This is a genomic window from Acidobacteriota bacterium (assembly GCA_022562055.1).
Lineage (GTDB): Bacteria > Actinomycetota > Acidimicrobiia > Spongiisociales > UBA5794 > BMS3BBIN02.
The window spans coordinates 1-18,627 of record JADFQA010000028.1; the positions used below are offsets into that span (position 1 = coordinate 1).

At 59.2% G+C, this 18,627-nt stretch carries 24 protein-coding genes; 21 read left to right on the plus strand and 3 right to left on the minus strand.

The genetic code is table 11. The features are described from left to right. Window positions 1-261: 261 nt before the first annotated feature. On the plus strand, window positions 262-927 hold the full coding sequence (locus IIC71_10520; GenBank protein MCH7669611.1) for a hypothetical protein: 666 nt from the start codon (window positions 262-264) through the stop codon (window positions 925-927). Between the two features lie 6 nt (window positions 928-933). After that, window positions 934-2,124 carry a site-specific integrase gene (locus IIC71_10525; protein MCH7669612.1) on the plus strand — a complete coding sequence of 397 codons (1,191 nt, stop codon included), beginning with the start codon at window positions 934-936 and terminating at the stop codon, window positions 2,122-2,124. A gap of 253 nt (window positions 2,125-2,377) precedes the next feature. On the opposite strand, the gene IIC71_10530 is transcribed toward IIC71_10525, so the two are convergent. Both IIC71_10530 and IIC71_10535 read right to left on the minus strand, forming a co-directional pair. Then, window positions 2,378-2,695, minus strand: coding sequence for a hypothetical protein (locus tag IIC71_10530; GenBank protein ID MCH7669613.1), 318 nt, complete (start codon window positions 2,693-2,695; stop codon window positions 2,378-2,380). 79 nt (window positions 2,696-2,774) lie between these two features. Beyond that, the gene (locus IIC71_10535) at window positions 2,775-3,446 is read right to left on the minus strand and encodes an endonuclease/exonuclease/phosphatase family protein (GenBank protein MCH7669614.1); all 672 of its coding nucleotides are present in this window, start codon (window positions 3,444-3,446) and stop codon (window positions 2,775-2,777) included. Between the two features lie 331 nt (window positions 3,447-3,777). Here IIC71_10535 and IIC71_10540 point away from each other — a divergent pair, with 331 nt between their 5' ends. The 14 genes from IIC71_10540 to IIC71_10605 all read left to right on the plus strand — a co-directional run bounded on the left by IIC71_10540 (window position 3,778) and on the right by IIC71_10605 (window position 12,896). Continuing rightward, on the plus strand, window positions 3,778-4,185 hold the full coding sequence (locus IIC71_10540) for a hypothetical protein (protein MCH7669615.1): 408 nt from the start codon (window positions 3,778-3,780) through the stop codon (window positions 4,183-4,185). Between the two features lie 5 nt (window positions 4,186-4,190). Continuing rightward, the gene (locus IIC71_10545) at window positions 4,191-4,742 is read left to right on the plus strand and encodes a CDP-alcohol phosphatidyltransferase family protein (GenBank protein ID MCH7669616.1); all 552 of its coding nucleotides are present in this window, start codon (window positions 4,191-4,193) and stop codon (window positions 4,740-4,742) included. Window positions 4,743-4,784: 42 nt separating this feature from the next. Continuing rightward, the gene (gene gcvH / locus IIC71_10550; protein ID MCH7669617.1) at window positions 4,785-5,162 is read left to right on the plus strand and encodes a glycine cleavage system protein GcvH; all 378 of its coding nucleotides are present in this window, start codon (window positions 4,785-4,787) and stop codon (window positions 5,160-5,162) included. Between the two features lie 57 nt (window positions 5,163-5,219). Further along, window positions 5,220-5,642, plus strand: a complete 423-nt coding sequence (locus tag IIC71_10555) for an FHA domain-containing protein (GenBank protein ID MCH7669618.1) — start codon at window positions 5,220-5,222, stop codon at window positions 5,640-5,642. Next, the gene (locus IIC71_10560; GenBank protein MCH7669619.1) at window positions 5,635-6,372 is read left to right on the plus strand and encodes a MerR family transcriptional regulator; all 738 of its coding nucleotides are present in this window, start codon (window positions 5,635-5,637) and stop codon (window positions 6,370-6,372) included. Before IIC71_10555 ends, IIC71_10560 begins: the two co-directional genes overlap by 8 nt. Beyond that, window positions 6,369-7,418 (plus strand): D-alanyl-D-alanine carboxypeptidase, encoded by a 1,050-nt coding sequence (locus IIC71_10565; protein ID MCH7669620.1) that lies wholly within the window; start codon window positions 6,369-6,371, stop codon window positions 7,416-7,418. Before IIC71_10560 ends, IIC71_10565 begins: the two co-directional genes overlap by 4 nt. Beyond that, window positions 7,370-7,999: a hypoxanthine phosphoribosyltransferase gene (locus tag IIC71_10570; GenBank protein ID MCH7669621.1), complete on the plus strand. Its 630-nt coding sequence runs from the start codon at window positions 7,370-7,372 to the stop codon at window positions 7,997-7,999. Before IIC71_10565 ends, IIC71_10570 begins: the two co-directional genes overlap by 49 nt. Before the next feature lie 12 nt (window positions 8,000-8,011). Next, complete coding sequence (locus tag IIC71_10575) at window positions 8,012-8,530, plus strand: bifunctional nuclease family protein (protein MCH7669622.1); 519 nt, start codon at window positions 8,012-8,014, stop codon at window positions 8,528-8,530. A 149-nt stretch (window positions 8,531-8,679) separates the two neighbouring features. Beyond that, window positions 8,680-9,153 (plus strand): MerR family transcriptional regulator, encoded by a 474-nt coding sequence (locus tag IIC71_10580; GenBank protein MCH7669623.1) that lies wholly within the window; start codon window positions 8,680-8,682, stop codon window positions 9,151-9,153. Window positions 9,154-9,192: 39 nt separating this feature from the next. Further along, entirely contained in the window at window positions 9,193-9,585 is a 393-nt protein-coding gene (locus IIC71_10585) for a hypothetical protein (protein MCH7669624.1), read from the plus strand. A gap of 84 nt (window positions 9,586-9,669) precedes the next feature. Then, a complete protein-coding gene (gene gcvT, locus IIC71_10590) occupies window positions 9,670-10,716 on the plus strand; it encodes a glycine cleavage system aminomethyltransferase GcvT (GenBank protein ID MCH7669625.1) in 1,047 nt (348 codons plus the stop codon). Further along, entirely contained in the window at window positions 10,713-11,327 is a 615-nt protein-coding gene (locus IIC71_10595) for a hypothetical protein (GenBank protein ID MCH7669626.1), read from the plus strand. Before gcvT ends, IIC71_10595 begins: the two co-directional genes overlap by 4 nt. Next, on the plus strand, window positions 11,324-12,082 hold the full coding sequence (locus tag IIC71_10600) for an ROK family protein (GenBank protein MCH7669627.1): 759 nt from the start codon (window positions 11,324-11,326) through the stop codon (window positions 12,080-12,082). Before IIC71_10595 ends, IIC71_10600 begins: the two co-directional genes overlap by 4 nt. Beyond that, entirely contained in the window at window positions 12,075-12,896 is an 822-nt protein-coding gene (locus IIC71_10605; protein MCH7669628.1) for an alpha/beta hydrolase, read from the plus strand. The genes IIC71_10600 and IIC71_10605 overlap by 8 nt, the downstream gene beginning before the upstream one ends. Window positions 12,897-13,067: 171 nt before the next feature. Here the strand turns inward: IIC71_10605 and add are convergent, their stop codons facing one another. Further along, on the minus strand, window positions 13,068-14,105 hold the full coding sequence (gene add, locus IIC71_10610; protein ID MCH7669629.1) for an adenosine deaminase: 1,038 nt from the start codon (window positions 14,103-14,105) through the stop codon (window positions 13,068-13,070). Between the two features lie 70 nt (window positions 14,106-14,175). On the opposite strand from add, the gene IIC71_10615 reads away from it, so the two are divergent. The 5 genes from IIC71_10615 to IIC71_10635 all read left to right on the plus strand — a co-directional run bounded on the left by IIC71_10615 (window position 14,176) and on the right by IIC71_10635 (window position 18,618). Then, complete coding sequence (locus tag IIC71_10615; protein MCH7669630.1) at window positions 14,176-15,297, plus strand: AI-2E family transporter; 1,122 nt, start codon at window positions 14,176-14,178, stop codon at window positions 15,295-15,297. Beyond that, window positions 15,290-16,126, plus strand: a complete 837-nt coding sequence (locus IIC71_10620; protein ID MCH7669631.1) for an MBL fold metallo-hydrolase — start codon at window positions 15,290-15,292, stop codon at window positions 16,124-16,126. Before IIC71_10615 ends, IIC71_10620 begins: the two co-directional genes overlap by 8 nt. Then, window positions 16,116-16,643 (plus strand): YqgE/AlgH family protein, encoded by a 528-nt coding sequence (locus tag IIC71_10625; protein ID MCH7669632.1) that lies wholly within the window; start codon window positions 16,116-16,118, stop codon window positions 16,641-16,643. Before IIC71_10620 ends, IIC71_10625 begins: the two co-directional genes overlap by 11 nt. Beyond that, window positions 16,643-17,332 carry a ribonuclease HII gene (locus IIC71_10630; GenBank protein ID MCH7669633.1) on the plus strand — a complete coding sequence of 230 codons (690 nt, stop codon included), beginning with the start codon at window positions 16,643-16,645 and terminating at the stop codon, window positions 17,330-17,332. Before IIC71_10625 ends, IIC71_10630 begins: the two co-directional genes overlap by 1 nt. A gap of 95 nt (window positions 17,333-17,427) precedes the next feature. After that, a complete protein-coding gene (locus tag IIC71_10635) occupies window positions 17,428-18,618 on the plus strand; it encodes an acyl-CoA dehydrogenase family protein (protein ID MCH7669634.1) in 1,191 nt (396 codons plus the stop codon). Window positions 18,619-18,627 lie beyond the last annotated feature (9 nt).

Here is an 18,627-nt window from a genome sequence, read left to right on the forward strand (position 1 = left end):
ACGCCGTGTGCCGTTGCGATTTAGGCCGTGTTCCTCCCCGCCTGCTCGCGTAATGCGCGCCTTCTCGCCGGTGCCGGAAGTCTTCGCCGGGCATCCGCGTTTTTGAGTGCGGTTTCGAGCATGCTGTTGTCCCTTCGTCGAGGCGTTGTGGCGACAGTGTGACACTTCATCGGGATATTGACTACGCGTGTCACTTATTTCCGATAGGCGATAGGGTGTCATGCCGTTGCGATCGAGGCACTCGGCTGGTACCGTGTTGGTATGGCAAGCGAAACGAACTATTCCAACCTTCAGCTAAAGGACCGTGATGGGCAACATCAGCAGTGGATCTTTGGCGAGATTGATTCTGAGTGGTGCGTCGCCTATCGGATTCGGAATGTGTCCGGTGAGCCGACAGTCTGCGAGATGCGGGTCTTGCCCGGCACCGTATCGCACTACTACGACACGGCGAAGACTGACCGGGAGCCCGGGCCACCCATCGCCGATGTTCCGCGAGGGGGCATCAAGTCGCGGATGATCCGGGGACTGAAACCGGACGAGGCTCGGAGGGAAGCACTGAGCGTGTGGCGATGGACGGCGGACGCGTCAGGGGCACAAGCCGGGGAGGTTCTTGGCCGTCGAGGATATTCGCTGCAGGTGATCGCTGGTGATGCACACACGAAGAGGGCAGGTCGTCCGGGGAAGCCCGACGAGTTCTACGCCGAGATCGGCGCGGCTCATGCGGCACTCGTAAGGGAGGGGAGCCGGAAGCCGAACGTCGCGCTAGCGGACCAACGCGCCACATCGCGGGGGGAGACGATTAAGCCGGAGCAGATCAGAGACTGGTTATACGAGGCTCGACGTAGGGGCATTGTGCGACGTAAGCCAGGGCCAAGCTGGGGGCTCACGGCAAAAGGCGAGCGCCTATTGAACGAAGCGAAAGGATAACGAGAAATGAGGCAACGAGGAACGAATGCCCGCCGCGGGCCCATGATTCGGCGGACCGCCGGGGGTCGCTACAAAGCGGTCGCGAGGCTCAAGATTGCGGGGGTTTGGAAAACTCGAACCAGAACGTTCGATAAACGCGAGGCGGCGCAGGGGTGGCTCGATTCGACGCGGACGGCGTCGAGACGCGGCGAGCGGGCCGACTCGAAGCAGATGACAGTGGAAACGTGGTTGGAGAAGTGGGTCGAGACGCTCGACTACCAGGTGACAGTCGGGGCGCTACGTCCGAGTACCGAGTCGTGGTACAAAACGGCGCTTGCCCGGCACCTTATCCCCGGCCTCGGTCACATACGCCTCGACGAGCTGACCGCTGACGATGTCGAAAAGTTCTACGCGGGCAAGCGCCGTAGCGGTAGGGTGGACGGTCGAGGTGGCTTGAGCGCAAAATCGGTACGTTGGTTGCACGTCACGTTGCATCGAGCGCTTGCAGATGCCGTAATCCGCCGGGTGCTTGTACGAAACCCGCTCGACGCGCTGGTTGCACGGCCTCAGTCGCCGTCTAAGCACAACCCGCTCGACAAGACCTGGACGGCAGGCCAAATGCGAACATTTCTTCATGCGGCCGCTGGGGACCGCTTAGGGGCAGCGTATCGGGTCGCTGGGGTGACCGGGATGCGCCGCGGCGAGGTTCTCGGGTTGCTTTGGGGCGATGCGGACCTAGCAACGGGAAGGCTGTCGGTGCGGAGGTCGTGGATCATGGTCGGCGGTTCGCCACAATTATCGGAACCGAAAACCCCGGGGTCGGTGCGCATGATCGAGCTCGACCAACGAACCGTCACCTTGTTACGCGCGTGGCGTAAACGGCAGCTCGAAGATCGTTTGGCGTGGGGGAGCGGCTGGACAGACTCCGGTTTCCTTTTCACCCGCGAGGACGGTACGCCCGTGCGCCCCGACTACTTCTCGCGTCGGTTCCGGCGCATCGCGGAGAAGGCAGGGTTGCCACCGATCCCGCTGCACGGCTTGAGACACAGCGCCGCGAGTTTCGCGCTAGCGAACGGTATAGGCATGAAAGTAGTGTCGGAAATGCTCGGCCATAGTTCGGTCGAGGTGACGTTGAGCCTGTACCAAGCGGTGACCCCTGGCATGCACCGCGAGGCGGTGGAGTTGTACGCTGCGGCCCTGGACGAAATCGGGCCGTAGGCAACGAGTAGGCAACGAAACCTTCGAGAAATCCTGTTTCCGGCGGTTTCGCGTTTCCCCAGGTCAGAGGCCATAACCCGCTGTAAACCCCCGGTTTCATTGACGATTCACCGTATCAGGGGCCATCAGGAGCGACGACACGAACCCACCGAATACGGGGTGTTTTTGGCTGGGGGCCAAGGGGTCGCCGGTTCAAATCCGGCCAGCCCGACGACTTTCGGCCTACCCGTTCCTCAGTGGACGGGTAGGTGGTCTACACCCCGGATTGCGTCGCCGGGTGTTGTTCTGCTCTGAGAATCTCGATCCATGCGAGATACGTGGGCACGTTGCTCTTGAGTCGGAGCGCCGTTTCGCAGACGTCGTGGTCACACGCCGGCTGGCCGTCGTCTGCGACGAAATCGAACATGCATTTGTCACACGTGACTTCGAGTTCTGCGGGGAGTCCGGGGCAGTCGTAGAAACTGCATGGTCTTGCATCGATGCTTGCTGCTCGACCGAGCGTGCATCCGGGGCACAGTGGTCGGAACTTTCGAACGGATTTAGGTAACAGAAGGAGATCGGATTGATTCATCAAAACCACCTTTCGCTGCTCTACTACGAGCGTACATCCGGAACCCGAATCGTGATAGGCCCTAATTCGCGATCAATAGTTACGTCAGCGATCGGAGATCGATGACGAGGAGGCTGTGGTCGCCTCCTTCGACATCGACTCTGCGGATAGCGGTGCAGACGAGGCCTTCTGAAAAAATATGGTCGATGCGCAGTAGCCGGGGGAATTTCGGCCACGGTGACCAGGTGCGTACCGGACCTGCCGACTTCGGCATATCGGTCATGGCGCCGGCGAGGCGTCGATATGAACGGTACAGGGGAGTGGCGTTCAGATCACCCGCAACCACAACAGGGCCTTCAGCCATTCTTACGTGCTCAAGGATGCCCGTGACCTGTTCATGGCGGATCTTTGCGCTGAGGCGCAAGGGCCGGTCGATTGGATTGACGAGGTGGGTACCGATCACATGAAGGCCGTCGGGGATTGCGGGATGGACATCCGGTGCGAACGTTGCCAGCGACGCCCGACGGGTTGGCAGCCAAAGCACTCCCGCGAGAAAATCGAAGCGAGATGCAATCCCTCTACCCTGGTAACCACCCGCTGGGTGCAGGTCGTGGTGAGGAAAGTGATCGGCGATCACCTCGGCGGCGTTGGTGGCAAGTTCTTGACAAACCATGATGTCGGGTTCCACCTCGCCGAGCACACGCGCCAACGAATCGGGGTCGACGTTCCCATCAAAAAGGTTGGCGGTCATTAGGCGAAAAGACACAGACATCGGAGGAAGCGTAGACCCCGACAAGCCATATGTTGAGCAAGGGATGGATAGCTGGCGGACGGATTGAAGATGACACCGGCCTGCAATGGTGTCGATGCTCCTTCACATGAAGTCACGGACCGCGACGCTAGGCTGCCTTCCATGAGAATTGCGGAATCGATCATGTGCATATGCGGGCCCGTTCTTGGAGTGACACGATTGAGCCAGACGAACGTCCGGTTCGCTTTGTCACGGTGACACCCGGCGAGGCGACGCATTGGGGTACGATGTCCCTACGGTTCAAAGACGGTGACAATCGTGTCCATGTCGTGGAAACTGAGAGTGACACAACATGAAAATCACTACAGCCATGTTGGCCGATGCAGCTCAGGTGCAGGGAGGAAAGCTGTTCGTCATGGGTGGCGGGTTTGACACGATTTCGGCGCGTCGGTTCCCGGTGGTGCACCGTGCAATCACAGTTGCGTTGATCGCCGAAGTACAACCCGATGAGCGTCACCGCGAGCTGGACATTGCGGTGGTCCTCATTGACGAGGACGGACAAGAGATGCAAGTTGCCGCTCAGGGGCGTCTCCGTGTCGGCGCGCCGCCGACGCTGCCGCCCGGTTCGCCAAGTTACGTGCCCATCGTCACGCCGTTTTACAACGTCAGGTTTCCAAAACCGATGGGATACGCTTTCGTGGTGCGATACGACGACGAGGAGCTGACCCGGATCACGTTCCGGATCGTCCAGGGGGAATAGCCGCCGTGTGGACAGTCCCAAACGCGATTTCGTTTGCCCGACTACTGCTCATCCCGTGGTTCCTGTGGCTGGTGTTTTCTGCGCAGGACTACACCGCGGCGGGTCTCCTTCTCGGCTTCATTGGGGGAACTGACTGGATCGATGGATATCTGGCGCGCCGTCTCAATCAGGTCAGCAAGCTGGGCGAGTTCCTTGATCCACTCGCCGACAGACTCGCGGTGGCTGCCGCCGTCATCGGTGGGCTGATCGCCGACGTGCTTCCGACTTGGTTTGCGGTTGCCATCATTGTCCGCGAGTTAGCGATCGCAGTTGGAGCGCTCGTCGTCGGTGTTCGAGCGCGAGACAAGCTTGAGGTTCGCCACCTCGGAAAAATCGCCACGGCGCTGCTGTACGCGGCGATTCCGGGCTTCTATGTGGCGGTGGGCACTGGGATCACAGCGTGGAACGTCTATGCGTACAGCCTTGGAGTCCCCGGCTTGATTGCGTACTACGTTGTTGCGTTCCAGTACGTCGGAGACGCCCGGACCGTTGTGCGCGCCAGGCGCGATCGGACCTAGTAGCCTCCAGCGAACGAGGAAAAGGTCCAGAGGAGGAAAGCCATGGAAATCCCAGACGATCTCATATACGCGCAAAACCATGAGTGGCTTCGTCAGACAGACGGAACGGTCCGCCTCGGCATCAGCGACTACGCACAGGACGCCCTTGGTGACATCGTGTTTGTCGACTTGCCGGAAGTGGGCACAACGTTGAGCGCCGGAGACAGTTTTGGCGAGGTTGAATCGACTAAATCTGTCTCCGAGGTATACGTCCCTGTCGATGCGACGATAACGGCGGTGAATGAGGCACTGGATGGCGCCCCCGAACTCGTCAACTCGGACCCGTACGGCGACGGATGGTTCATCGAGTTCTCGATCCGCGAGGGCACGGCGCTCGATGGGCTGATGAGTCCGGCCGCCTACCATGAATTCACTGAGTAGTCACTGTCCGTCCGAAACCTTCAACCGGTTGTTGAGACATGTGGGGTATTATGGGGTATGAGCCTTTCCCCAGATAACGAGGAAAACGCCGACAGGCCGTTTATCGAACACGACCCAACGGTGTACTTTGACCCGGCCGAGGAGACCGGCACCGAGCCAAGTGGCTCAGAGATCACGGGAGCTTTCAAGTACGCGCTTGTGTTTGAACGCGGACTACGTACCGGGATGACATACGTGCTCGCGGATGGCGAGACAAAGGTCGGTCGAAGCGAGGATTCTGATCTCTTTCTGGGCGACGTCAGCGTTTCACGCAAACATGCACTCTTCACCGTTGCGGGAGATACCCTGCGTGTCGAGGACCTAGGTTCACTCAATGGCACCTACCTCAACGGCAATCGTGTCGAAGAGTCCAGCCTTGCGCCCGGCGACGAAGTGTGGATTGGAAAATTCCACTTCATCGTGGCTGTCGGCCATGGCTAAGTCTGGGCGTCTCGCTCGATCGACGTCTAAGGCTTCCAAGTCGACGCGAAGCATTGGGGAGGTCATCACGTTCCTACGGGACGAGTTCTCCGATCTTTCGGTGTCCAAAATCCGGTTTCTGGAGAGCCAAGGACTCGTACAGCCCAAACGCAGTGCGTCTGGGTACCGAGAATTCACCGATGACGACCTGCGTCGCATTCAATACGTACTGCGCGAACAGCGGGACCACTTCTTGCCGTTGAAGGTGATTAAGTCGAAGTTACAAGCGTGGGAGGCTGGCGCGAAGTCTGGTCCTGCCGCTGTAGCAGGGCCCCCCGCGGATATCTACTTCGCGGAACCGACAGGATTCTTGAGCGCATCTGAGCTGGCCGCCGCGTGTGGACTTGCCCCAGGGGTGATCGCCGAGCTCATCGATCTCGGGATCCTTCTACCGCGGATGTCCACGCGGAATCAATGGCTGTTTGACGATGTCGATCGGAACATTGGATACGCCGCGGCACGTCTGCTCGACCGAGGCCTCGACACTCGCCATCTACGCTCGATCAAGTTGGGCGCCGACCGCGAGTACGACGTGATTATTCAGCTCGCCGGCCCGTTGCTCTTACACAAGAACCCCGACAGCCGACAACGTGCGACCGATATTCTCGCAGACACGGCTCACGCGGCATCACAGCTCCAAGAGGGCGTGCTCAAGGCTCGCCTTCGCGCCGCACTGCGAGCCTCGCTGTGATCAGGAAACTGGCGGCGTCATTCACGATTGCGCTGCCCTTGCTGACGCCGTTGCCTCCACTGATCACCCCAGGTCCGAGTGTTGGCCCACCTCCCGCTGTTCCTGCTGAAGCGTGGATCGTCGTCGACTCGGCGTCGGGCCTTGTCCTGGCAGGCAAGGAGATCGACACCCCTCGCCCGATGGCGTCTGTAACGAAGATTCTGACTGCGATTGTTGTTGTTGAGAACACCGACTCCGACGAGATCGTGACGATCTCAAGTAGGGCCGCGGACGTTGGAGAGTCGGAAATCGGCGTCGTGCAAGGCGAGCGGTGGACGGTTGGTGACTTGCTGATCGCAATGATCGTTCGCTCTGGCAACGACGCAGCGGTCGCCCTTGCAGAGCACGTGGGCGGCAGTGTCGACAGGTTTGCAGCCATGATGAATGCCGAGGCTTCGGCTCTCGGACTCAAGAACTCGCACTTCACAAACTCCCACGGCCTCGATGACGACGCGCACTACACGACACCGTACGATCTCTCAGTCATCGCAAAGGCCGCAATCGGATATCCCTCAATCGCCGCTGCTGCGCGAGTGCGGATCGTCCAATTCGCTGACGATCCGGAGGGTAACGAGCGTATTGCGGTCGCGACCAATAGGCTGCTTGGTACATATCCTGGCGTCGTTGGGTTGAAAACGGGTTACACCTCCAAGGCAAACAAGGTCCTCGTCACCGTCGCCAGAACGGGCGGGCGCGAAATCGTTACCGTCGTAATGGGCTCTGAGGATCACTTCAGTGACACCACCGAGTTGCTGGGGTGGGCGTACGAAACCTTCGGTCCAAGCGAAAGGCTGCTCGCCCTGGCGTTGCCAGAGCAGGGCGGTTCTGGCGATTTCACCTATCCGCCTGGCCTACCCGAAGATGTCATCGCGAGAGTCGTCGGTATTGCGCCCTTACAGAGTGCATCCGGCCCACCCAATGGGTTCCAGAACTCCGTCCTGGCGGATGAGATCGAAGCATGGATTCGTTTGAACATCCCGGTGGCGGCGGGTGGGGCGGACGACTAGAGATGTCGACTCCGTGTGAGCTCGTGGCGACACGCGACGACATTGCTGATCGCGTCAAAGTGTTGGCCGCGGACATAGCTTCAACGTATGCCGATAAACGCCCCGTACTGATAGGTGTACTACCGGGCGCGATCGTGTTCCTGGCGGACCTCGTACGAGCGGTGCGCATCGACACTGACATTGACTTTCTGGGCCTGCGGCCGTACTCGCTCGAGGGTCGTGTCTCCCTCAGCTTGGACACTGCTAGCCCTCTTACTGGTCGGGACGTTATTCTCGTTCATGACGTCGTCGACACCGGACTCACATTGCGAACGTTGCAGCGAATTGTCGCGCAGCGGCAACCGGCGTCACTGGAAAGTTGTGTGTTTGTCAACAAAGAACACCGACGAATTGTTGACGTTCCGATTCGGTACAGTGCCTATTCGGCGGCCGACGAGCTTGTCGTCGGATATGGGATTGGGTGGCAAGGTCGGTTCGCAAACGCACCCGATCTGTGGGCGGTGACGGATGTGCAGACACTGCTGAGCGATCCCGTCGGTCTCGACACCGTGATCTACGGTGATGTCTCGCAGAAGCGGTGATAGGCTCTGACCATGAGCGTGTTCCTCCCCGTCGAAATCGTCGGGATCCGTATCGAGTTACCGACGAACAGCCCCGTGATGTTGCTGCGCGAGCAGGGCAGCAACCGGCACCTGCCGATTTGGATTGGGCCCAACGAGGCAACCGCCATCGCATTGGCAATGGAGGGTGTCGAGCCCCAGCGGCCGATGACCCACGATCTCCTGTCCACCGTCATCCGCGAGCTGTCGTACACGCTCACGGAAGTCGTTGTCACAGGTCTCGATTCGGGCACGTTCTTTGCTGAATTGCATCTCGAGAAAGAGGGCGAGGACACGGTTATCGTATCTGCCCGGCCTTCGGACGCAATTGCGCTGGCCACTCGGATGGGCGCCTCGGTCTCCGTTGCCCAGGCTGTCCTTGACGAGGCAGGGATCGAGATTCGGAGCGACGACGAAGATGCGGAAGATGAGATCAAACGTTTCCGCGAGTTCCTCGACGATCTCACTCCTGACGACTTCGGTGAAAGCCATAGCCCTCCTGAACAAGAGTAATTCCGAGCTGTCCGCTCAAGTGCTGCCAAGAATTGGTCGTTGACATCGGCTGATAGCCGAGTAGTTTCACGGCCGTAGTTCGACGGGCGGAATTACAACGATGTAGGCTACAAGTAGTCTGAAGGAGGCTCATCGTGAACGATGACGCTATGAACATTGACATCCGAGAGACCGGTTTCCGCGCACCGCAGGTGTGCAGCCTTGTTGGCATCACCTATCGACAACTGGACTACTGGGCGAGGACAAAACTGATTCGGCCATCCGTGCAACCCGCCACTGGATCCGGTTCGCAGCGGCTGTACTCCTTCTCCGACATCGTGCAGCTCAAAGTCGTTCGGCGACTCCTTGACGCAGGCATGAGTCTGAAACGAATCCGTCAGGCAATCGAGATTCTTCGTGAGCAGCTCGAGAGCGATTCTCCGCTGGCGGATGTCACGCTGCTGAGTGACGGAACCACGATCTACGCAGCGGCGAGTCCTGAGGAAGTGGTCGATGTGTTCAAACGAGGTCAAGGTGTTTTTGGTATCGCCGTCGGCCCTGTCGAACGAGAATTAATCGGAGAAATGCACCAGCTCTTCCCGGACGCTGACTCCTCCGACGCCTCGCTAGCCCAAGAAGCGTAGGTTATGGCGCCGGACCTCACACATGTGCCTGGTCCAGCAATGTCGACAGCTTTTGCTCACGAGAGCGAACGACAGTTCGCCCTGCTACTTGACTTCTACGACATCCCTTGGATGTATGAACCCAGAGAATTTGCTGTCGAGTTCGACGGGAACGGTGCAGCCACAAGCTATTTTCGACCCGACTTCTATTTGCCCGAGGATGACCGATACATCGAGATCACGACGATGAGCCAGAAGCTCGTGACGAAAAAGAACCGGAAGTTGAGGTTGCTTCGTGCACTGCACCCGCACATCGACATCAAACTATTCTATCTTCGCGACTACCTCCATCTCGTCGTGAAGTACGGACTTGAGCAGCCGGCCGGGTCGGTGTCGCCCGTCATCCCGACCCGTACGCCGGGTCCTGCGAGGGTGTCTGTCGGCTCCTCCTAGCCGCAGATCGCATCGAGGCAGAGCAGTCTCGCGCTCCGCGCTAGCGTCTGTTGCGTACATTGAGCCAACTACGGAGATGCAGCGATGAAAACGACCCACCTGCGCGCAACTCACGAGGCACTTGGGGCGCGGTTCACGGATTTCGGTGGTTGGGAAATGCCTCTCCAGTATGCCGGAGTTCTCGGCGAACACGCCGCTGTGCGCGAGACCTGTGGTGCTTTCGATGTGTCTCATCTCGGACGTTTCTCAGTTCAGGGTGAAGGTGCGACCGAAGTTCTTCGGCGCCAGCTCTGCAACGACATCGCAAACGTCGCTCCAGGCCGTGCCCAGTACACGATGGCGCTCAACGATTCAGGCGGCATTGAAGACGACATCATTGTCTGGCGTTTCGACGAAGACTCGTACTGGGTACTTCCCAACGGCGCCAACGTCGATGAGATGTTGCATCGCTTTGCAGCGGACGCTCCCAAAACAGTGACGATCGGTACTCCCCGAGACAGCACAGTGCTGATTGCCGTGCAGGGTCCCACCGCCATTGACGTAATCGAGTCTGTCATCGGGACGCGAGCCGCAAGGTTTCGTGTGTCGACTGGCGTATTAGCTGGTGAGAAGTTTTGGGTCGGAGGTACGGGTTACACAGGGGAGCGGGGCGCGGAAATCGCAGTGACGCACGCCGCCGCGCAAGCGTTGTGGGAAGCCTTGATGGAAGCAGGAGCCACCGCGTGCGGTCTCGGCGCACGCGACACGCTACGACTCGAAATGGGATATCCGTTGTGGGGCCAAGACTTGGACGAATCCACGAGTCCCCTTGAGGCTGGACTTGGATGGGTCATTGACTGGGACCACGATTTTGTCGGGAAGGCCGCACTTGCAGAACAACGCGCCCGCGGACTCGACCGTAGGCTCATCGGATTCACGACCGCTGGCCGACGACCCCCGCGTCATGGATTCGCGGTTCGGTGCGATCAGGGGACGGGGGTTGTGACCTCGGGAAACATCAGCCCTACGCTCGGCCACGGGATCGGGATGGCCTATGTCAACACGACTGCCGACATCACCAACCTTGAGATCGACTTTCGCGGCACTTGGACCCCGGCGGAGGTCGTAAGTCCACCGTTCATAAAGCGGTGACAGTTCGCGAGCGGATCGCGGCGCAGCTCCAAATCGATGAAACACGTGTCGGGCTCGGCGTCGGGCTCGGGGACCCGACTGATCGCCGAGACGCGCTGATGATTGACGGCCGCAGCGTCTGGGCAGCCGACGCCCCGATCGACATTGCTGTCGCCGAATCTCCAAACTGGTTTGGTGTGCTTGACGGGGAGGGGAGCGCGGTTGCTGCCGTAGATATTGTTCGCTGCGACCGACAAGGCAGTATCCGGGCAGTTCGAGCGGAAGTCTTCGAGCTGCGTGGCTCACAAGGCGACCATGGTCGAGCAGTACAGCGGCTTGGGGGCGCCCTGTCCGCCTACAAAGGAATATCTCTACCTTGGGGGCGGCCTGTGTGTCCGTGGTTTTCGATTCGCACCGCAATACCGGCTTCGGCGTGGGCGAGAATTCGCGGCGACTTCGTGGTCGAGCCGCCAGCGGCGCGGCTGGCGAATTTCCTTCCGGGGGTGGTCCGAGTTGTGCCCGAACCCGGGTTTGAAGTTCCAGAGTACGCTGCTGCATTGACGGGATTCGTCGAGGATTGGGTACGCCAATGCCGACAGCACGAAGACCAGCACATGAAAGGCACTGAGTGAGCATATATCTCGGCATTGACATCGGCGGTTCAGGCGTGAAGGGTGCGCTCGTCGACACAGATTCCGGCGAACTCACTTCGGATAGGTTGCGAATCGCGACACCGAACCCTGCCTCCGTCGACGCGGTTCTAGACGTCGTTAGCGACATTGTCACGCACTTCTCCTGGCAAGGTGCTGTCGGGTGCACATTTCCCGGGATAACCGTCGATGGCAAGATCCTGACCGCCGCCAACGTGGCGGACGCGTGGATTGGGGTGAACTTAGAAGCGGCGATCGCGGAGCGTGTAGGTGTCCCTGCAAGCGTTCTTAACGACGCCGATGCCGCCGCTATTGCTGAGGCGGTATTTGGGGCCGCAAACGGCATCGCGGGCACCGTACTTGTGCTGACCTTCGGTACCGGCATCGGGAGCGGAATGCTCCGCTCTGGGAACCTGATTCCGAACCTGGAACTCGGTCAGTTGGAGTTTCGCGGGATGACCGCTGAGGCTTACGCGGCTGCTCGTTTGGTAGAGCGTGAGGACATGCGGATCGACTGGTGGGCGTCACGCGTAAATGAATATCTGCAGCACGTATGCGACATCTTCAGTCCCGTGCGGATCGTTCTTGGAGGTGGCATCTCTAGGCGTTTCGACGAAATCGCCGAGTTCTTAGATGTCAGTGCCGAGGTGGTTCCCGCGGCCCTTCTCAACAATGCCGGCATCGTGGGAGCTGCCTACACTGCGAGCAAGATGGATCGGAGTGAGCAACATGTCTAGCACCACAAGGACCCACGTAACCGCCGACGATGTTTCGCTGGTCGTGAGGACTTGGGAGGCGGACAATGCCCACGCAGTCGTGGTGCTGGTTCATGGAATCTCTGAGCACACGTCACGGTACAACCACGTCGCTGACGCCTTTACTGCCGCCGGAATAACGCTTGTCGGTTTCGATCTACGCGGACACGGCGAGTCGGGCGGCCCACGGATCGACGTCAAGGACTTTGGTTCCTTCATCAGCGACGTCGGTGAAATGATAACCATGGTTCGTGAACGGGGCCTCCCGGTTGTGATGTACGGCCACTCGCTCGGCGGATTGATTTCGCTCTCCTACGCAGTGGAAGGCAAGAATCTGCCGGACGGACTCATCCTCAGCTCCCCGGCCTTGGGTGCGAAACTTGCGCCCGGCTTGGAGCCGGTTGGCAGGCTGATCGCGAAGTTTGCGCCCGGCTTTCGCCTTCCGACTTCGATAAAGGGCTCTCAACTCAGCGGCGACCCAAGCGTTGGAGAGGCGTATTTCGCAGACCCGCTTGTCGTGACGAAGTCGACGGCTCGTATGGGCGTAGGCGTGCTCGACGCAATGGTGGCGGTAAGAACACGCATTGAGGACCTGACGGTACCAACCTATGTGTTCCATGGTTCGCTTGACACGCTCGTACCGACCGAGGTGAGCGAGATTCTCGAGACGAATCCGCTGGTGCGCAGAGTGGTGTACGAAGGCATGGCCCACGAGACCCACAACGAGGTCGACAAGGCCCGTGTGATTGCGGATCTTGTCGCCGCGGCCGAACAGTTCGTCACGTCGACGACGTAGTCCCAGGATTCGTGCGCTAACCAGCACCGTATACGGGCTCGTTTAGCGCCAGAATCCTGAGTGCCCTAGAACCTCTGGCAGCGTCCAACGATATGCTCTGCAACCCGGGTTGCAGAGCATATCGTTGGTGGGCGACAACCGTATCGCAGTAGTTCGTGGGCCGACTCGAAACTACGCGGGAAAGTGGGTATCGATCAGGGTTTTGCGAACGGTCCAGTCGCCGAAGCCGGCGTGCAGCGCGGTGCGGTTCATTTCATCGAAAACCGCTTGATCAAATCCGAATTCTCGTTCGGCGCTGATGTACTCGTCGGTGAGGGTGATGTTCGACATCAGGCGGTTGTCGGCACTCAGGGTGACCGCAAAACCGGCCCGGTACAACATTCCCAGTGGATGGTGAGCCGGACTTTCGACGAGTGCCGTGTCGCGGTTCGATGTCGGGCACACTTCAAGCACGATACGGTGGTCAAGGATCATTTGCGCAACACTGCCGAGTTCGACGATCTCTCCATCCGCGATCACGCAGTCCTCGACGATGCGGACACCATGACCGATGCGCCGCGCACTGCCGAGGGCTACCGCCTTCCATATGGAGTGAACTCCGTCACCTTCGCCGGCATGGATCGTGATGCCGAGACCGTGTTGTTTGGCGAGCCGCAACGCAACGAGGTGGTCGGTGACAGGGTATCCGGCTTCTGGGCCGGAAAGGTCGAACCCGACCACACCTTTGCGTGAGTATCTAATGGCTACCGCAGCGACCGCTTCGGAGTCGTGTTCCTGACGGAGCGCGTTGATGATTATGCCCCACGAGATGCCGTATTCGTTTTTGGCACGTGCGAAGCCATCGATCACGGCTTCAACGACGGCATCTCGGGGTAGCCCGCCGGTAGTGTGTAGCGAGGGGCCAAACCGAATTTCGGCGTATACGACACCGTCGTTGGCCAGGTCCTCGAGGTTTTCAAAAGCCACTCGATTCAACGCCTCCTCGTGTTGCATCACTGCAATCGTGTGGTCGAACGCCTGCAGATACCGTGGCAACGATCCGGATCCCACCATATGGAGCTGTGTGGCCAGCGATTCATTGTCGCTACCGGGGAGTCCTTCGTAGCCAAACTGCTGTGCCAGGTCGAGGATCGTATCGATTCGGAGGCTACCGTCGAGATGTTCGTGCAACACGGTCTTGGGGAGCGCTCTTAGCGTGTCGTCCGTCACAGCTCTTGTCCTCCTTCTTTGCTCCGTAAGTTCTGCAGGGCGTGGGCGTGACCGGTAGTGTAATGAGCGCATGACTCAGCCCTCATCGATACCGCACCCATGGGGTGACTCACCGCCGCCGTGGCTTACGCGCTTGGGTTGGAAACTACTCGGTGTACTCATTGGTGTCTACGCCCTGTTCGAAGTGTCCAAGCAGTTGCGCGGTCTTCTGATCCAGATCGCGATATCGGTGTTCGTGGCGATCGCGTTGGACCCGGGAGTCACGATTCTTGAGAAACGTGGATGGCGACGAGGTGTGGCTACGGGCGCCCTCTTTTTGCTCATACTCTTTGCCGGCGCTTTCTTCGTTGCATTGATGATCCCGTTGATCGTCGATCAGGCCGCGACGCTCGTCGTCAAGGCGCCTTCGTACGCGGAGCAAATCGGCACGTTTCTTGAACGATTCGGATTCGATGCCGAGACTGGCACGCAGACTGCGCTCGACGCTCTGGGTGCGAACGTCACGTCGCTTGCGGGCGATGTTGCCGGCAGCCTGGTCGGTCTGGGAGGAAAGCTAGTCAACACGCTGTTCCAGGCACTCACGATTGCCATGTTCTCGTTCTACCTAACGGCAGACGCACCACGCGTTCGCAGGGCGCTGCTGTCCCTGCTGCCACAGCACCAACAAGCTGAGGTTCTACGGGTTCTTGAGATCGCTATCGAAAAGACCGGCGCCTACTTCTATTCGAGAGCGTTGCTTGCCCTCGTCGGGACGGGCTTTGCTTGGGCGGTGTTCACAGCCCTTGGAATTCCGTTTGCGCTCGCCCTGGCGCTCTGGTTCGGGATTCTGTCGCAGTTCATCCCGGTCATCGGAACCTATTTGGGAGGCACGTTTCCACTTCTCATTGGGTTGCTCGAGGCACCGTCAAAGGCTCTTGGAGTTCTTGCGTTCATGGTCGTCTACCAGATGATCGAGAACTACATCCTGGCACCCAAGATCACAGCTCGAACGATGGAACTCCATCCCGCGATCGCGTTCGGCTCGGCGATCGTCGGGGCTTCGCTGCTCGGGCCAATCGGTGCGTTTATGGCGTTACCCGCCGCGGCCACTGCGCAGGCGTTCGTATCGACGTTTGTGAACCGGCACCAACTGATCGAATCGGACCTACTCGGCGACTCGGAGGATCAACCCACGGCCGATGGGGATGGCTGAACTGACCCAAGCTCCCGATACTGGACGCGTGGTCGTTATCGGTTCGGGGCAGGACGGTGGGGCCCCGCAATTTGGCGGACCCGAGGTAGCGGTCCAGCGTACGGCATCTTCTCTGCTGGTAACGGCACCAAGCGGGGCGACGTTCCTGTTTGACGCGTCGCCGGACATTGTGAAGCAATCACGTGGATCGCCGTTCGATCCGAATACGTTGAGCGGGGTATTGCTGACCCATGGCCACATGGGCCACTACATCGGTCTGGCGCACTTTGGCAACGAGGTCGCCGCAACCGATCGCGTTGCCTGTTTTGGGACCCACTCCATGTTTCGGTTCCTGAGCCGGAACGAGCCATGGAAGACACTGTTTGTGCGCGAGCATCTCGTGTATAACGTGTTGGTACCGGGTGTTGAGACTCAACTTGACGAGACCCTGTCTGTGACTGCGCATCTCGTTCCCCACCGAGCAGAATTCACCGACACGGTGGGCTACGTCGTCAAGAATCTGGTCGCCGGTGGGTCGATTCTCTATTTACCTGACATTGATCGATGGGATGCGTGGCCACAAGCACGATCCGTCGTTTCGAACGTCGACATCGCGTTTCTCGATGCATCGTTTTCGTCCGCGGACGAGGTGCCGGGCAGAAATATCGAAGACATGCCTCATCCTTTGGTCCCTGACACTGTGGCGCTCTTTACGGGGCTCGACACTCAAATCGTGCTGACTCATATCAACCACAGCAATTCCTTGGGCGCCTCGGAACATCTCGTCACCCGCGATGCTATCCGGAACGGGTTTCTCGTCGCGTATGATGGGGCCACGTATGAGTTTTGATCGCGCGCAACAAGGTTGGCTTGAGGGCAAGCTTCTCCTGGCTTCCGACCTTTTGCGCCACAGCTTCTTTGATCGCAGCGTTATCGGCATCATCGAACACACCGACGATGGAACCGTCGGTTTTATCCTCAATCGACCGTCGCTGGTCGCTGTAGACGAAGTCCTTGGTCGTCTCCTCGGCCCCAGCGAGGATCGTTCGCCTGTCTACATCGGGGGACCGGTGCAGTACGAGAATGCTATCGGTGTTGCAGCCACCGATGGCGACAGTGTTGCCGGGGTGGATATAGTCGACGTATCCGAACTTTGGGCAACCGACACCGGGATGGTTCGCGTGTACGCCGGCTACGCGGGTTGGGATGCTGGTCAGGTCGAGTGGGAGATCGGGATGGAGTCGTGGCTTGTGGTCGATGCGACCATTGACGACTTCTTTACAGACAGTCCGGATTCGTTGTACGAGAGGGTTGCAACCCGATGCGGCTACGAGGCGTCGGACGGACCCGACCCGCTTCTTAACTAGTGCCTCGCCTACGTCCTTCGCTCAGGACCACATCGCCATCTCTCGAACACGAGCGGGCGCTCTGGAACGCAGGTGCAAGATTTCTTATCGGTGTGGACGAGGTTGGCCGCGGGTCTTGGGCGGGACCACTTACGGTTGCGGTCGTCGCGCCGCCCCGTGAATCTCGCATCTACAAAGTCCGCGACTCAAAAATGCTCTCAGAGGCAGAACGAGAATCTCTCTACGAACGCATCGTTGCATGGGCGGACAGCTGGGCCGTCGGGCACGCATCCCCAAAGGAATGCGACGTACTCGGAATGGCTGATGCACAACGCCTCGCGACAAAGCGGGCGTTGGCACTCCTCCCGCAGCGTCCCGATCATGCGCTCGTTGACGGCAACTGGGACTTCGTTGCGGGTCCGCAGACGCATCTATTTGTAAAGGGGGATGCCCGATGCCTGTCGATCGCAGCAGCGTCGGTAGTCGCAAAGGTGACGCGAGACCGAATATTGCGTGATCTTGACAAGTACTACCCGCAGTACGACTTCGCTAGTAGCAAGGGGTACCCGAGCCCGAATCACCGGCGCGCCCTCCACGGGTACGGTCCATCGGTCGTTCACCGCAAGAGTTGGGCTTGGATGGACGACCTTGCGCATCCGGGAGTCCAAAGGTTGTCACGCCCGTCTCGACAGGAGGCATTCTTCGACTGACGTCTGAATTTCGAGCGCGGGCCTTTCACTGTACGCTACCTTGGTAGCGCCGACAAGGGATGTCAGCGACACGATCGCCGCATTCAAGGACGCACATGAATACCAATCCCGCAAAGCAACCCAGGGTCAATCCCAAGGACTTCCTCAACACGGATGCGATCCTGAGCGCCGACGAGACCATCCTGCGCGATACGGTGCGCGAGTTCGTGGCACGAGAAGTCACACCCCACGTTGCGGATTGGTACGAAGCGGGCACATTTCCGGGGGCACTAGGCAAAAAGATGGGGGAGCTAGGTCTTTTGGGGATGCATCTCGAAGGTTACGGTTGTGCTGGAATGAGCGCTGTTGAATACGGCCTGGCATGTCTTGAGCTGGAGGCTGGAGATACCGGGGTGCGTTCGTTTGTGTCTGTGCAGGGATCGCTTGCCATGTTTCCAATCTGGAAATTTGGATCCGAAGAACAGAAGCAGCGGTGGCTGCCTGCAATGGCGGTAGGCGACGCCGTCGGCTGTTTTGCCCTGACAGAACCCGACTCAGGATCAGATCCATCGAGCATGCGGACCAAGGCAGTTCGAGATGGACATGACTGGATTCTTAACGGTACCAAGATGTGGATTACCAACGGTTCCACTGCAGACGTTGCCGTCATCTGGGCACAGACCGACGATGGAATCACTGGCTTTGTGGTCCCGACCGACACCGCGGGGTTTTCTTGTACGGACATACACACCAAGATGTCGCTCAGGGTCTCGGTCACGTCCGAGCTCGTGCTTGACAACGTACGGCTCCCTGACAGTGCTGCATTGCCAGGTGTTCGAGGCCTACGAGGGCCATTGTCGTGTTTAGACGAGGCCCGTTTTGGCATTCTGTTCGGCGCTGTCGGTGCCGCCCGTACCTGTTACGAAACAGCCCTCGTTTACAGCATGGAGCGCGAGCAATTCGGCAAACCGATTGCAAGCTTTCAACTCGTTCAAAACAAGCTCGTCGACATGATGATCGCGGTGAATCGAGGAATGCTCGTGGCAATGCACGTCGGGAGGATGAAAGACGCCGGCACCCTCCATCCGGCGCACGTCTCTTTCGGGAAGAGAGACAACGTTGCAATGGCGCTGAAGGTCGCACGTGAGGCCCGGAGTGTCCTCGGAGCTAACGGGATCACAACGGAATACCCGGTGTTTCGCCACATGGCCAACCTGGAATCCGTCTACACCTACGAGGGGACCCACGAGATCCACACATTGATACTTGGTCAAGCGTTGACAGGCGTTTCTGCCTTCGGAGGATAGCCCTGGGTG

Coding starts and splice junctions, on each gene's coding strand:
- IIC71_10635 (MCH7669634.1), top strand. CDS start 17,428: ATGAATACCAATCCCGCAAAGCAACCCAGGGTCAATCCCAAGGACTTC.
- IIC71_10605 (MCH7669628.1), top strand. CDS start 12,075: ATGTCTAGCACCACAAGGACCCACGTAACCGCCGACGATGTTTCGCTG.
- IIC71_10575 (MCH7669622.1), top strand. CDS start 8,012: ATGAGCGTGTTCCTCCCCGTCGAAATCGTCGGGATCCGTATCGAGTTA.
- IIC71_10540 (MCH7669615.1), top strand. CDS start 3,778: ATGAAAATCACTACAGCCATGTTGGCCGATGCAGCTCAGGTGCAGGGA.
- IIC71_10530 (MCH7669613.1), bottom strand. CDS start 2,695: ATGAATCAATCCGATCTCCTTCTGTTACCTAAATCCGTTCGAAAGTTC.
- IIC71_10620 (MCH7669631.1), top strand. CDS start 15,290: ATGGCTGAACTGACCCAAGCTCCCGATACTGGACGCGTGGTCGTTATC.
- IIC71_10555 (MCH7669618.1), top strand. CDS start 5,220: ATGAGCCTTTCCCCAGATAACGAGGAAAACGCCGACAGGCCGTTTATC.
- IIC71_10580 (MCH7669623.1), top strand. CDS start 8,680: ATGAACATTGACATCCGAGAGACCGGTTTCCGCGCACCGCAGGTGTGC.
- gcvT (MCH7669625.1), top strand. CDS start 9,670: ATGAAAACGACCCACCTGCGCGCAACTCACGAGGCACTTGGGGCGCGG.
- IIC71_10560 (MCH7669619.1), top strand. CDS start 5,635: ATGGCTAAGTCTGGGCGTCTCGCTCGATCGACGTCTAAGGCTTCCAAG.
- IIC71_10570 (MCH7669621.1), top strand. CDS start 7,370: ATGGATTCGTTTGAACATCCCGGTGGCGGCGGGTGGGGCGGACGACTA.
- gcvH (MCH7669617.1), top strand. CDS start 4,785: ATGGAAATCCCAGACGATCTCATATACGCGCAAAACCATGAGTGGCTT.
- IIC71_10615 (MCH7669630.1), top strand. CDS start 14,176: ATGACTCAGCCCTCATCGATACCGCACCCATGGGGTGACTCACCGCCG.
- IIC71_10585 (MCH7669624.1), top strand. CDS start 9,193: ATGTCGACAGCTTTTGCTCACGAGAGCGAACGACAGTTCGCCCTGCTA.
- IIC71_10525 (MCH7669612.1), top strand. CDS start 934: ATGAGGCAACGAGGAACGAATGCCCGCCGCGGGCCCATGATTCGGCGG.
- IIC71_10520 (MCH7669611.1), top strand. CDS start 262: ATGGCAAGCGAAACGAACTATTCCAACCTTCAGCTAAAGGACCGTGAT.
- IIC71_10535 (MCH7669614.1), bottom strand. CDS start 3,446: ATGTCTGTGTCTTTTCGCCTAATGACCGCCAACCTTTTTGATGGGAAC.
- IIC71_10625 (MCH7669632.1), top strand. CDS start 16,116: ATGAGTTTTGATCGCGCGCAACAAGGTTGGCTTGAGGGCAAGCTTCTC.